Source organism: Pseudoglutamicibacter cumminsii (assembly GCF_003143995.1).
In the GTDB taxonomy this organism is placed as follows: domain Bacteria; phylum Actinomycetota; class Actinomycetes; order Actinomycetales; family Micrococcaceae; genus Pseudoglutamicibacter; species Pseudoglutamicibacter cumminsii_B.
The window spans coordinates 128,275-142,186 of sequence record NZ_QFWG01000003.1; the positions used below are offsets into that span (position 1 = coordinate 128,275).

10 protein-coding genes and 2 pseudogenes are annotated in these 13,912 nt (G+C 60.2%); 10 read left to right on the forward strand and 2 right to left on the reverse strand.

Going from position 1 to position 13,912, the window contains the following annotated elements:
• Window positions 1–6: 6 nt before the first annotated feature.
• From CAY35_RS03885 to rdgB, 3 genes and pseudogenes are all read left to right on the forward strand, one after another.
• Window positions 7–798, forward strand: a pseudogene (locus CAY35_RS03885) (MBL fold metallo-hydrolase); the annotation flags it as partial.
• 249 nt (window positions 799–1,047) lie between these two features.
• Window positions 1,048–1,791 (forward strand): ribonuclease PH, encoded by a 744-nt coding sequence (gene rph, locus CAY35_RS03890; protein WP_109303432.1) that lies wholly within the window; start codon window positions 1,048–1,050, stop codon window positions 1,789–1,791.
• Window positions 1,788–2,453: an RdgB/HAM1 family non-canonical purine NTP pyrophosphatase gene (rdgB, locus tag CAY35_RS03895; RefSeq protein WP_109303433.1), complete on the forward strand. Its 666-nt coding sequence runs from the start codon at window positions 1,788–1,790 to the stop codon at window positions 2,451–2,453. Before rph ends, rdgB begins: the two co-directional genes overlap by 4 nt.
• 136 nt (window positions 2,454–2,589) lie before the next feature.
• Here the strand turns inward: rdgB and CAY35_RS03900 are convergent, their stop codons facing one another.
• A complete protein-coding gene (locus CAY35_RS03900) occupies window positions 2,590–3,264 on the reverse strand; it encodes a VTT domain-containing protein (RefSeq protein ID WP_258265616.1) in 675 nt (224 codons plus the stop codon).
• A gap of 113 nt (window positions 3,265–3,377) precedes the next feature.
• On the opposite strand from CAY35_RS03900, the gene CAY35_RS03905 reads away from it, so the two are divergent.
• Complete coding sequence (locus CAY35_RS03905; protein ID WP_109303400.1) at window positions 3,378–4,379, forward strand: exonuclease domain-containing protein; 1,002 nt, start codon at window positions 3,378–3,380, stop codon at window positions 4,377–4,379.
• A gap of 9 nt (window positions 4,380–4,388) precedes the next feature.
• On the opposite strand, the gene CAY35_RS03910 is transcribed toward CAY35_RS03905, so the two are convergent.
• Complete coding sequence (locus tag CAY35_RS03910; protein WP_109303401.1) at window positions 4,389–5,351, reverse strand: hypothetical protein; 963 nt, start codon at window positions 5,349–5,351, stop codon at window positions 4,389–4,391.
• Window positions 5,352–5,459: 108 nt separating this feature from the next.
• On the opposite strand from CAY35_RS03910, the gene CAY35_RS03915 reads away from it, so the two are divergent.
• From CAY35_RS03915 to CAY35_RS03935, 6 genes and pseudogenes are all read left to right on the forward strand, one after another.
• Window positions 5,460–6,662: an exonuclease SbcCD subunit D gene (locus CAY35_RS03915; RefSeq protein WP_109303402.1), complete on the forward strand. Its 1,203-nt coding sequence runs from the start codon at window positions 5,460–5,462 to the stop codon at window positions 6,660–6,662.
• On the forward strand, window positions 6,659–9,862 hold the full coding sequence (locus CAY35_RS03920) for an AAA family ATPase (protein ID WP_109303403.1): 3,204 nt from the start codon (window positions 6,659–6,661) through the stop codon (window positions 9,860–9,862). Before CAY35_RS03915 ends, CAY35_RS03920 begins: the two co-directional genes overlap by 4 nt.
• Before the next feature lie 44 nt (window positions 9,863–9,906).
• Window positions 9,907–10,299, forward strand: a pseudogene (locus CAY35_RS10010) (MFS transporter); the annotation flags it as partial.
• A gap of 16 nt (window positions 10,300–10,315) precedes the next feature.
• On the forward strand, window positions 10,316–11,176 hold the full coding sequence (locus CAY35_RS03925; RefSeq protein WP_109303404.1) for an MFS transporter: 861 nt from the start codon (window positions 10,316–10,318) through the stop codon (window positions 11,174–11,176).
• Window positions 11,177–11,197: 21 nt separating this feature from the next.
• Complete coding sequence (locus CAY35_RS03930) at window positions 11,198–12,148, forward strand: beta-ketoacyl-ACP synthase III (protein WP_309136522.1); 951 nt, start codon at window positions 11,198–11,200, stop codon at window positions 12,146–12,148.
• 303 nt (window positions 12,149–12,451) lie between these two features.
• A complete protein-coding gene (locus tag CAY35_RS03935) occupies window positions 12,452–13,855 on the forward strand; it encodes an MFS transporter (protein WP_109303405.1) in 1,404 nt (467 codons plus the stop codon).
• Window positions 13,856–13,912: the final 57 nt, after the last annotated feature.

Genomic DNA, 13,912 nt, shown 5'->3' on the forward strand with positions numbered 1-13,912 from the left:
CATGACATGAAACTGACGATCATCGGCTGCACGGGATCGTTCCCCGGCCCAGGCTCACCCGCATCGTGCTACCTCTTGACAGCCCACGACGGGACCCGTCCATGGCGCGTGCTGCTGGACTTTGGTTCTGGGTCCCTCGGCGTCCTGCAGCGCTACATGGACCTCAAAGATATCGATGCGGTACTGATTTCGCACTTGCACCCGGATCACTGCATGGACTTGTGCGGCCTGCACGTCGCCGTGCACTGGGACCCTGAAGGGTGGGGTCGTGATCGCGTACGTGTTTACGGGCCAGCCGACACCGCTGACCGCATGGCGGACGCCTACGGCCTGCCCCGCGACCCGGGGATGCGAGAAGACTTCGACTTCCGCTCCTGGAAAGCCAACGAACCCGTCACGATCGGGCCGCTCACCGTGACCCCATACCCAGTGGTCCACCCCGTCGACGAAGCCTACGCCTTCCGCATCGAAGGCAACGAGATCCTCGACGGCCGGCCGGTCCACTCGATCCTCACGTATTCGGGCGACACCGACGAATGCCCAGAACTCATCGAATCGGCACGTGACGCCGACCTCTTCTTGTGCGAAGCCGCATTCCAGGAGGGACGCGACGATCACATCAAGGGCGTACACCTCACCGGTAAACGAGCCGGCGAAGTCGCGAAGGCAGCTGGAGTCGAGCGCCTCCTGTTGACGCACATCCCCGTCTGGACGGACCACGCAACCCTCTTGGAAGAAGCCCGCGCCGAATACGATGGCAACCTAGCCGTCGCTGTAGCCGGAGTGACATACGGCGTGCGCTCAGGTGAACGCATCGGCGACCCACGCACCGCATCGATGGCGCGCATCCCTGAATCCTTAGCGCGCGCACTTCAAGAAGCTGGCGTACGCCTCCGACCCATCCCAGGCCACCGCGGAACCGCAGAGAACCCCGTCCAGCCAGGGCCACACGACCCATCGCCATAACCCGCCCCCACTCAACGAGAACCAATATCAGGCTGATCACACAACCGCGTGACAGCACACAAGAACGGATACGATGACCGCATGGGAACAACACAAACACGCGCCGACGGACGCCGCCCAGACCAGCTACGCCCCGTAACCATCACGCGAGCGTGGTCCAAGAACGCTGAAGGTTCTGCACTCATCGAATTCGGCAACACCCGGGTCCTGTGCACCGCCTCCTTCACGGAAGGCGTGCCACGCTGGCTCAAGGGCGAAGGCCGCGGCTGGGTCACCGCCGAATACGCGATGCTCCCACGCGCAACCAACACCCGTAACCAGCGCGAATCCGTCAAAGGGAAGATCGGTGGCCGCACCCACGAGATCTCGCGCCTCATCGGCCGCTCTCTGCGTTCCGTGATTGACACGAACCAGCTTGGCGAAAACACCATCGTGCTGGACTGCGACGTCCTGCAGGCCGACGGCGGAACCCGCACCGCAGCGATCACGGGGGCTTTCGTCGCGCTCGCGGACGCGGTCGAATGGGCCCGCAAGGAAGGCTTGGTCGCGGAGCAGGCCGAGGTCCTGACTGACACGGTCGCCGCGGTTTCCGTGGGCATCATCGATGGAACGCCTGTTTTGGATCTGCCGTACGTCGAGGATGTGCGGGCTGAGACCGACATGAACGTCGTGGTCCGCGGTTCGGGTGACTTCGTTGAGGTGCAGGGCACCGCTGAAGGCGCCCCGTTCAACCGTGCGGAGCTCGATGCGCTGCTTGACTTGGCAGTGACCGGCGCGTCAGAACTCGCCGCAATGCAATGCGAAACCTTGGGATGGCAGCGATGAACGAAAACCCTACAAACACAGAAACTTCAGCGGGCGAGGCAACTCCGCGTATCGTGCTGGCTTCCCATAACCAGGGCAAACTAGCTGAGCTGCGCGAGCTCTTACGTGGCAAGGTCGAAGGGCTTGACGTGGACACGCAGGTCATCGATGCGGGCGCGGCAGGCGCACCTGACATCGTGGAAACCGGCGTGACGTTCGAAGACAACGCACTGCTCAAGGCACGCACGGTGGCGCGTGAGACCGGGCTGATCGCGATCGCCGATGACTCCGGCTTGGCTGTCGACGTCATGGGTGGTTCGCCAGGTTTCCTCTCGGCCCGCTGGGCAGGAGTCCACGGCGACGACGAAGCGAACAACCGCTTGCTTCTCGCGCAGATGGCGGACATCACTGATCCGGTGCAGCGTCACGCATCGTTTGTGTGCGCCGCGGCGGTAGCAACCCCTGACGGGTTTGAAGTTGTCGAACGCGGCGAGCTCGAAGGAACCTTGCTGACCGAACCACAAGGTGACGGCGGCTTCGGTTACGACCCGATCATGCAGCCACTCGGTTCCAGCAAGTCGCTCGCCGAACACACGCCTGAGCAGAAGAACAGCATCAGCCACCGCAAGAAAGCGATCGAGGCCCTGCTGCCATCGATCATCGCGGCATGCGGCAATAACTAAGCCGCCGCGTCGGAACGCTTTTCTATCTGACGGTTTGTGCCTGACACGTAGATGGGCCGGTTACGTACCAACGTAACCGGCCCATCGTGATGTTCCTGCTGATGTTAGTGCCGCTAGAGCCTCAGCAGGGCGCTAGCTAGTTAGCCTCTTCAGGCGCTGGCTTCTTCTTCTTCGCGTTGATGCGGTGACGCACGGCCTCAATGACGATCGGCATGATCGAGAGCAGAACGATCGCGATGAAGATGATGTCGATGTTGTTGCCAACCCACTGGAAACGGCCGAGCCACGCACCCAACAGGGTTACGCCGCCGCCCCACAAGACCGCACCGATCACGTTGTAGAGGAAGTACTTCGCCTTATTCATCCCGGCGACACCGATGATGACCGGAACAAACGTGCGAACAATCGGGACGAAACGCGCCAGGATCAGTGCCTTACCGCCGTGGCGTTCGAAGAAGTCGTGGGCCTTGACGACGTGCTCGCGTTTGAAAACCTTTGAATCTTCGCGGCTGTAGAGCGTAGGCCCAGTTTTTTCGCCGATGTAGTAGCCCAGCTGATTACCGACGATCGCCGCGATGATGATGGCAGGAACCGCAATCCACAACGGGGTAGAGATCGCGCCAGTTGCCATGAGCATGCCGGCCGTGAATAGCATCGAGTCGCCTGGCAAGAAGAAGCCCAGCAACAAGCCTGTCTCGGCGAAAACGATGCCGACCACGAGTGCGATGACCCACGGGCCCAGGGGCGAATCGCGCAGGAAAACGTCTGGGTTCAGCCAGTCAGGCAGGAAAGCGGCGCCGACGTTGATCATGTGGGACACCGCGTCTGAGGCGGCTAAACCGTTGAGGAGGTTGCTAAGCATGAACAGAATTCTACGTGGGGACACCGAGGAAGCCGCGTTACGACTGGCTAGACTTAGGACACGTGGCTGTGGATTTTGTTGCAATCGATTTTGAGACCGCGAACGGATTTCGAGGGTCCGCGTGCGCGGTGGGGCTCGTGAAGGTCCGCGATGGCGCGGTTGTTGACACGTATTCCTCCTTGCTTCAGCCGCCTCAAGGTTTCGACCATTTCGATCCCCGCAACGTTTCGATCCACGGGATCCGGCCTGAAGACGTTGCCGCGGCCCCGCGTTTTGCTGCAGCTTATCCGGACATTGCCGAGTTCATTGGTTCCGATGTTGTTCTTGCGCATAATGCCGCTTTCGATATCGGTGTGATCCGGGCGGGTCTGCAGGCTTCAGAGGTCGGGGCTTCCAGGCTGGCGTATGCGTGCACAGTTCAGCTGGCTCGCAAGGTTTATGACCTCATGTCCTATTCGCTGCCGTTTGCGGCTCATGCCGCAGGCTTTGATCTCACAGAGCATCACGATGCTCTGGCCGATGCGCGTGCATGTGCGGCCATCGGGGTGGATGCGGCGCACCGCCTGGGTGCCGGAAGTATTCAGGAGGCAGTGGCCCGGGCAGGTTTGCAAGTATCCACGATGGCGAGCTTCAAGCCCGGCGACCCCGAATGTAAAGCGTTGCGTGATGCCCGCGGATGGCGGGCGGCTGGGCACACAGTGCCGCAACAGTTTAGTGAGCCATGGCCGATCGAAGGCCCGAACCCAGAGCCGAACATGGACGCCGACCCCGCCAATCCGCTCTACGGGCAGCGTGTTGTGTTCACGGGTGAGCTGGGCATTCCGCGAAGCGACGCGAAAGAGCGCGCGGCCGCGGTTGGTGCACATACCGCGGACCGCGTGACGACTCAGACGAGCGTGCTGGTGGTTGGCGACGGCTTCGTCGCTGAAGATCTCACATCCGGGCGCATGACGCGCAAGGCACGCCACGCGCTGGCGCGCCGCGACATGGGCCAAGAAATTTCAGTGATGTCCGAAGCCGAATTCCTCCAGGCCGTAGGTGGCCACTGGCCACATGGGGTTTGAACCGGCGTCTCAGAACATCAGCTCGGCGAGCTTTTGGGAGTACTCCTCGACGATCGGGAAGTGGTGTCGCGTCCCAGACTTGCCCGTAACCGCGGCGATGAGCGCGGCAGCAAACATGCCCGCCTGGAGGTAACCTTCATCGGCCAGCGCGGTTCCGACATCCGTAGCGTTAGCCTGCGCCGCATCGGTACCGAGCGTATTCAAAGCGACTCCAGCGGCAAGTGACAAGCTCATGCGGGCCGGCCCCGCGTCGTTATCCGTTGCCTGCGGAGCGTCATCGCCAACGTCAGCGATCTTTTCCAGCATCTGAATGAACGCGTTGTCATCGGCATCGTTAGGCATCTGGTGCGTGGCCCACACGATGAGTTCGGCGGCATCGGCGCACGCGGCGTGGGCCTGGGGCGAACCGTGGGAGAGCGCGGCGGAGGCGGTCGCGAAAGAGCGGGTCTGTTCTACCGGCAGGTAAGGAACCACGCCGATTGCGATTGCGCGAGCCAGCACGCCGGGGCCGTCTGTTGCTGCGAGTTCTGGAACGCTCGCCGCAGGACGGTTGAAAGGCCGGTGCGGAAGGCTCATTTCAGGCGAGCGAAGGCCGGCGATGTTCTGCGGATCGCCGCCTTTATCGACCCCGCGTGCGAGCATATGGTCTGCGAAAGGTCGCGATGGTGGGGTAGGCGCGCCGGCGGGGAGTTCGTGATCTACCGCCCGGATCCAGCGTAGGGAACCGAGCCACATGCATGCCGGTTCGTCGGATGCGACTCCTTCGTGGGCCCATTCGAGTGCTTCAGTGAGCCCGTCGCCGATCGAGAGCATCAGCATCGACTCAGGGCCGAGCTGTTCGATATCGGTTGAGTTGGTGCGTTCAACTTCTGCGGCCGCGCTCAGGACAGCGTAGATCAGCTCGCTGTAGGCCGTTTTGTCGTTGGCGCGGGGGATGGGCGTGGACGAGGACTCACCGTTGATGTTGCTCATATCTGTAGCCTAGCGGCGAGCAGTAATAGATGCGATGCATCCGGGGCTCTCATATGCACCCAGCCAAGCGGAGATTCAAAGTGTCAGGGGTCTGGGTAGGGTGAAGCTATGAAGTTTCTGCACACATCGGACTGGCATTTAGGGCGCAGTTTTCATGGCGAATCGCTTGAAGATACTCAGGCGAAAGCAATGCGCGATGTGGTCGATGCCGCGCGTGAACACGCGGTGGATGCGGTGCTGATCGCGGGGGATGTGTACGACCGCACGGTGCCTCCCGAACGCGCGGTGACGATGTTCGAGGAGACGCTTGAAGAGCTGGTGCGTCTGGGCATCAGCGTTGTGGTCACGAGCGGGAACCATGACTCCCCGCGCAGGATGTCTTTCGGTAGCCGATTCATGTCTGCAGCGGGTGTGCATTTTCGGACGAGTGTTGCAGAGAGCGTTGAACCGGTTCGCTTCACGGAGTGGGATCGAGAGGACGATGGAAGGGCCGTGCAACACGTCGACGTGTACGGGCTTCCGTATTTGGAGCCGCGCGTCGTTGCTGCCGAACTGGGTGTTGAAAAGCTGACACACCAGGATGTGGTTGCGGCCGCTGTGGAACGGATCCGCAACGTTGCTGAACAGCGTGCGCAAGAGGCGGGGGATGTTCCCGTCCGAACGGTGGCCATGGCGCACCTTTTCGCGGCAGGAGGCACGCCTAGCGAGTCTGAAGCCGTACTGTCTGTAGGGCAGCTGGACCGGGTATCAGCTGACCTGTTCGGGTGGGCTGACTACACGGCATTGGGGCACCTGCACGGGCCGCAAAGCCCATTGCCGTATGTGAAATACAGTGGTTCGCCGGTTCCATACTCGTTCTCTGAGGCGAAGCAAGAAAAGGGCGCCTGGATCGTCGACATCAACCCGGGCGAAGACGTGGCCACCACATGGGTTTCGTGGCCACCTGCGGTTCCGCTTGCCATCCTCAAAGGCACGCTCGAGGAGCTGCTGAGCGGCGATGAACACGCGTGGGCTGAGAAGGCTTATTGCCAAGTCACGTTGACCGATGAGCAACGCCCCGAACGCCCTATGGAACGTTTACGAGAGAGATTCCCTAAAGCCCTCGTGCTTCAGCACGAAAACAGCGGCAACTCGCAGAACCCGCAAACGTATAGGGAGCGCATCAAAAACGCCGAGAATCCTCAAGAAGTGGCGGAAGGTTTCCTCGAATTCGTGCGTCAGCGGACACCGAATGATGACGAATCGAAGCTCCTGGAAAACCTGATTGATCAAGCACGCGTAGAAGCACACATGCAGAAGGGTCGGGCATGAAACTCCACAGCCTCACGATCACGGCATTCGGACCCTTCGCCGATACCAAAACCATCAACTTTGACGAACTCGCAGGCACCGGCCTGTTCTTGCTACAAGGGGACACTGGCGCCGGCAAGACGACAATTCTTGATGCTGTATGTTTCGCGCTCTATGGCAAACTACCCGGCGTTAGAGGTGAGCTCGGTGCCAATCCACCAGTCAGGAGTAGCTACGCACCTGACTCTGTTGGTGCATCTGTTGAGCTTGAGTTCTCGATCGGCGCTCAGCGGTACCGTGTCAAACGGTCGCCGTCATGGGACCGGCCAAAATTGCGTGGCGAGGGAACAACCCTAGAACATGCGAAAGCCTACGTAGAACAGCTGATAGACGGGGAGTGGGTGAGCCGCGGCGCTAAGCCTGCTGACGTTAACACCTTCCTCGCCGGTGACCAGGGTCTCTTAGGGTTGAGCCTCGATCAATTCACGCGTGTGGCGATGCTCCCACAAGGCGAATTCGCTCAGTTCCTCAAGAGCAACACCAACGAGCGTGACCAACTGCTTTCGACACTCTTCGACGTGTCCCTGTATGAGAACCTGCAACGAGTAGCGAACGAACACTCGAAGCAGCTCGAAGCCCAGACCCGTGAAACCGAACAAGCCTTTGCGCGTTCCCTCAACAAGCTTGAAGGGCTCGCGGTGCGTTACGAACTCGAGTCTGCGGAGTCCGAAGTAGCAGAAGGCCAGAATCCCGAACACGATGCCACAGAGCACGACGTTGCGTGGGGGCGCGGCCTGACTAGAACCGCGTTGCAACGCGTTGAGCAGCGAAAGGAAGCGCATCAGGTTGCCCTCGGCCGCTATGAGGAAGCGCGACAACAGCTCACTCAGCTTGAAACGGTTGTGAGCGATGCCAAGGAATACGAGAAATACAAGCTCATCCGCACAGAACTTGAAGACACCCAAGCCAGCGCGGAGCAGAAACACCAAGCCCTGAAACAACACGAGTTGGCCAGCGAAGCGCAACGCTTCCTGAACGCAGAAGAGAAAGCCTCGCAAGCGGTCGACAAGCTCAGGACGGCATTTCAGAATGCCCGCTCAGAGTTACCAGGCGCCCTACCGGTTGAGCAACCGAGAAATGCTTATCCTTACGCGCTACTCGCTTTGAGAGCGGGCGAAGCTGACGAGGCTGAAGCTAGTGAAGCCGAAGCTACCGGCATTGAAATTGAAGCGAACACTGAGATCATCTCTCAACCAGTAGAAGCCTTCGCGTCGTGGGAGGCGGCTATCGAGCAAGCCGTTGACCGGCACAGAAAACTCATCGCGAGTCAGGAAGCCTGCAAAGCATCGGCGCTAGCTGTACGCCGCGCACACGCCGACTACGAACAGCGCCAAGCCCAAGTAGAGCTAGCGCGCAACGGCCTGACGGAGGCTCAAGTGCGGCGCGAAGACGCACTCGAGACGAAGAACTCGTGCGAAATACCTCAAGAGGGATCCGAGCTGCTCCAAGAGCGCCTCAAAAAACTCTCTGAACAAGCCGAAGCAGCCCGAAAAGTCGAAGAAGCGGAGGCCGCGTACACTGCCGCGCATCAACGCAGCGGAATCACACAAAAGACGCTCGATGAAGCCCGGACACGCGAAAGAGACCTCTACAAACGGCGTGAATCTCACCTCGTAGCGAGCCTTGCCCAAGATCTCACACCCGGCCAGCCGTGCAGCGTCTGCGGTGCCACAGAACACCCAGCCCCAGCCACCCACACTCAAGCCACTCAGCAACTGGCAACAGAAACAACCGCGGTCAGTGAACGGGATATCGAACAAGCTCAACATGAGCGCCAACGCGCCGAACGAGCCAACGACGAGGCACACAACCAGGCACGGCAAAGCTACGAGCAGCTCAGCGAAGCCCGCGCCACCGCAGGCGGGCTGAGCCTCGAGCAGGCCCAAACATCCATTGACGAACTCACGCAAAAACTTCAACGCGTACGTCAACAAGAAGACACGATCATCCGTGCCGAAAATGCGGTCAACGCCGCAGAAAAGGCCGTGGACGATAGCCGAAACCGGCTCGAATACGCGGATACAGAATCTAAAGCTAGCCGCGAGAAGCTCGACGCAACCCAGAAAGAAGACGAACAACGCCGCGCAGAACAACAATCCCTGCTCGGCGACTGGGACAGCATCGAGACACTCCGCGCGGCCCTCGAATCGTTCAGCGAATACATGCGGCGCTGTATCGATCTGCACACCCGAACCGTGGAATCACAAGCCGCGCTCAACGAGGCTCGTACTGAAGCGGAGACCTACCTCAGCAAACACGGCATCACGCGCGCCGAGGTAACCAGCCACCTCCTCGACGAGGAACAAGCGACGCTACTCAAGCACGACGTCAAGCAACGCGAAGAACTCGAAGCACGGTGCAAGGCTCTTGCCATGCTCGGCGCGGTTCAACGCGCAAGCCAACGTATCAGCGAAGGCAAAGCCACCCCGAGTGACGAACAACTCGCCGAACAACGCACGCGACTTGCATCCCTAGAAGAACATAAAGACGCCGCGCTCAAAGCCCATAACGACGCCGAACACGCCCACGAAACCATCCAGGAAATGTTCCAGGAACTGTGTGAAGCCGACTCTCGTCGGGGTGCACTCGGGGCGGAAGCCCAACGAGCCAAGAGCATTGCCGCCGCACTCAATGGAACTGGTGGCGAGAACCTGAAATCCATGAGCATCCGAGCCTACGTCCTCGCGGCGAGGCTCGAAGCCGTCGCGGAAGCAGCAACCCACAGGCTCAACGTATTGTCCGATGGCCGGTACAGAATCCTGCACGATGACGCGAAAAGCCGAAACAGAAAAGCAGGGCTCGACCTCATAGTTGAAGACTCCTGGAACAGCACCGTTCGTCCAACCGCGACACTCTCTGGGGGAGAGACCTTCCTCGTATCGCTCGCGCTGGCTTTAGGGCTCGCCGACATCGTCCAGGAAGAAACCGGCGGCATCACGATCGAGACCCTGTTCGTCGACGAAGGATTCGGAACGCTCGACAAAGAAACCCTCGACAAAGCGATGTCCGGAATCGACCGGCTCCGACAAGACGGCCGCATGATCGGCATCGTCTCCCACGTCGAAGAGCTACGTAGCCAAATCCCTGACCAGATCTATGTGAAGAAAACCCGAAACGGTTCGAGCGTGAAAGTCATCACAGCCGACCAGCCTGCAACCTGAAAGGAGGCAACCAGCCCGGCCCCAAGCGTTAGCATGAGAACCATATGACACCAGCACAAGGCACAGCCCCAACACCAGGGGCCACGAGTTTCCGCCGCCTCGCACACGATGCCGGCGCACTATATTTTCCGATCTCTCTGCTAGCGCGTCTACCCATGTCGATGCTCGGCATGGCCTCCCTGACCTACATCGTCGCCTCAGCTGAAGACTTCACAACCCCCGGCCTCGTCACCGCGATCGGCGGGGTAGGAGCCGCAATCGGAACCCCCATCTCCGGTGCACTCTCCGACAAACTCGGGCAGAGACCAACACTCCTCGGGCTATGCCTCATGCACGTCCTCGCCCTCATCGGAGTCCTCCACTTCGGTTCAGGCAATGACGGGCCCGTAACCCTCACACCAGCACTCATGATCGTGGCGTTCCTCGCCGGCGCAACCATCCCACCCGCAGCCCATGACCCGCGTCCGCTGGATCAACAGATACGGGACCGACCCCAACCAACTCCGCACCCTCGAAGCCGCACAAAGCTACGAATCAACCATGGACGAACTCGCATTCGTCCTCGGACCAGCATCCGTCGGTATCCTCGCGGCAACCTTCGGGCCAGCCATACCCGTATACGTTGCGATGACGCTATGCATCGTGATCATCCCAGCGTTCGCACTCCACCACACCGAAGCCTACTCACGCATCAGCGGGCCACGAAGCAATGTCACGGAAACCAAAACCGTGACAAAGAAACCGACCTCAAGCAGGAACGCGACACTCATCGCGATCACCGTCATCGGGATGCTCGGAGTCGGAACCATCTTCGGGTCCCTAGCCACAATCCTCACCTACTTCGCCGACTACACAGGAAACCCTGGCACCGGTGGCCTGATCTACGCCGTCATGGGCATCACCTCAGGCCTCGCGGCACTTTCTGTGGCACGCTGGCCTATAACTTTCACCCACACCGCGCGTCTATTGACCGCAGCCGTGACTCTCGTACCAATCGTGGTCGTGCTCTGGTTGCCTGAAACCCCGCTATCGATGAGCCTCGCGATCCTGCTCCTCGGTATTCCGATCGGGCCCATCCTTGTAACGAACTTCAGCCTCGCATCAGGCATCACGCCATCCCACCGCATGGGCTTCGTGATGACCCTGCTCTCCGCCGCGATCACACTCGGAACCTCAGCGGGCAACTCCATCGCAGGACGCCTCACGGACGCCGGGGGACACCACCTTGCACTAGCTGCAACCCTCAGCGCCTCCGTCGTTGTCCTCGCGTGCGCGAGCCTGTATTCCGCGCTTAATAAGCAAAAGCAGCCATAAAGAATTGATACAGTGACACGTATGATGAACCGCACCTATCTGGGATCCCGCGTGATCGGTCTCGGCCACTTTCAGCCTGAAAAAGTCCTCACCAATCACGACCTCGAAAAACTCGTCGAAACCAACGACGAATGGATCCAGGCCCGCACCGGCATCAAAGAGCGCCGCATGGTCGGGGAGAACGACACCGTCGTAACCATGGCCGTCGAAGCCGCCCGCATGGCACTCAAAGACGCCGACGTTGACTCAGTAGACCTCATCGTCGTCGCGTCCACGACCTCCCAGAACCGCACCCCGAACGTCGCATCCCGCGTCGCGGAAGCCCTCGGGATGGAACGCCCAGGTGTCCTCGACATCAACACGGCGTGCTCGGGCTTCGAATACGCCGTCGCAGTAGCCGACCAGTTTGTCTCTTCCGGCGTATCCGAACGTGCGCTCGTGATCGGTTCCGAAGCGCTCACGAACTTCACCGACTACACCGACCGCACCACATGCGTCCTAACCGCCGACGGCGCGGGAGCTTTCGTGCTCGAACGCACCGAAGAACCCGAAATCAGCCCAGTTGCATGGGGGTCAATTCCGGAGCTCGGCGACGCCGTTGTGATCGGGGGCGAGCCGGAATACTTCAGCCAGAACGGTCGCAACGTCATGCGTTGGGCACTCACGGGTGCCGTCAAAGAAGCTCAACGCGTCCTCGAAACAGCAGGACTCACGATCGAGGACATCGACGTGCTTGCCTTCCACCAGGCCAACCTGCGCATCATCGAACCGCTAGCAAAGGGGCTCGGCGCAACCGATCAGATCGTGATCAAGGACGTCGTGGAGTCCGGAAACACCTCCGCGGCATCCGTTCCGCTTGGCCTCTCCAAGGCATGGCACGCGGGCGAACTTCCACGCGGCGGCCGCACTCTGCTCTTCGGTTTCGGCGGCGGCTTCACCTTCGCCGGTCAGGTCATCAAACTGCCAGCCTAGAGGTTGCCTAGAAGCTGCCTAGAGACTGCAGTCGCGCTCGCAACTGAGTGCAGAGTTAGAACATCAAACTGGGGCGTTTCTTCCTCAAAAGGGGGGAGCGCCCCAGTTTTTAAACCGGAATAGCTACATCGCCAAAAGCTTTATGACGCAAAAGTTTCGAACATCACCGTGGCGATGTGACACACGCCGCATTAAATCCGTGTATGATGTGGTGACCGTCACAACCGAATGACCGTTCGGTTGGCAACAACAAAGTCAGGCCCTGCCTCATCACGGGGCCTGCTGTGGCCAAAGAAGGACATCATGACCACATCAACCGCACCTACGGCACATCTCGATGCCAAAACAAAGCGCAAGGAAGAGCGTCGCGTCCTTGCCGGTACCCTCGTCGGCACCTCGATTGAGTGGTACGACTTCTTCATCTACGCGCAGGCGGCATCGCTCGTCTTCGCGAACCTCTACTTCAACCCGCTCGCCAAGGATGCGCCGGGCCTCGCGCAGGTCATCTCGCTCGCGACGATCGGTATTTCCTTCCTCTTCCGCCCACTCGGCGCGATCGTAGCCGGTCACCTCGGTGACAAGCTCGGCCGTAAGAAGATGCTCGTGTTGACGCTCATGATGATGGGCTTCGCGACCGCAGCGATCGGCCTGGTGCCAACCTACGAAACCATCGGTGTCGCAGCGCCACTCTTGCTGATGCTTCTCCGCGTCCTCCAGGGTTTCTCCGCCGGTGGTGAGTGGGGTGGCGCAGCCCTCATGGCTGTTGAGCACGCACCAAAGGGCCGCCGCTCGCTCTTCGGCGCATACCCTCAGATCGGTGTGCCGATCGGCATGATCCTTGCAACCGGTGTGATCTTCATGCTCCAGCAGATCCTTGGCATGGAGGCCTTCCTCGCATGGGGCTGGCGCATCACCTTCCTGATCTCGATCGTTCTCGTGATCGTCGGTTACCTGATCCGCATGGCGGTCTCCGAGTCGCCAGTCTTCGAAGAGCTTCAGGAGCGCCGCGCTGAGTCCTCCGCTCCGCTGGGCAAGCTCATGAAGCACAACAAGCGCGAGGTCTTCCTCTCCGCGTTCATCTTCATTGCTAACAACGCAATCGGTTACCTGCTCATCGCGTTCTTCATCGGCTTCCTCGCTAAGCGCGAAGTTGATCCACTGCCACTCGGCCCGGTCCTCGGCGCAACCGTGATCGGCTCGTTCGGCTGGTTGACGTTCACCTTCCTCGGCGGCTGGCTCGGTGACAAGATCGGCCGTGTCCGCACCTTCCAGCTCGGCTATGCTCTGCTCGCTGTGTGGGCTATCCCGATGTGGATGATGATCAAGCAGGTCAAGACCGTTGATGATCTGTGGATGTACGTTGTTGCGGTTCTGATCATGACCGTCGGCCTCGGCTTGTCCTACGGCCCTCAGGCGGCCCTGTACGCAGAGATGTTCCCGTCCTCGGTTCGCTACTCCGGCGTTTCGATCGGTTACGCACTCGGTACCGTCCTGGGTGGTGCTTTCGCACCGATGATCTCGCAGATGATCCTCAACCGTACGGGCGAACCGAACATGATCGGTGTCTACATGATCATCGTTTCGGTCATCTCCTTCATCGCTGTCACGATGGTCAAGGACCGCCCTGGCCGTGACCTCCACGTACAGGATGCTCTGGCGATGCGTGAAGAGACCCGCCGCACGACGACGCGCAGCTTCCGTGACTGATTAACTCAGTAACTCAATAAACCTGTGGCGCCCTGGCTGACGAACAGCCAGGGCGCC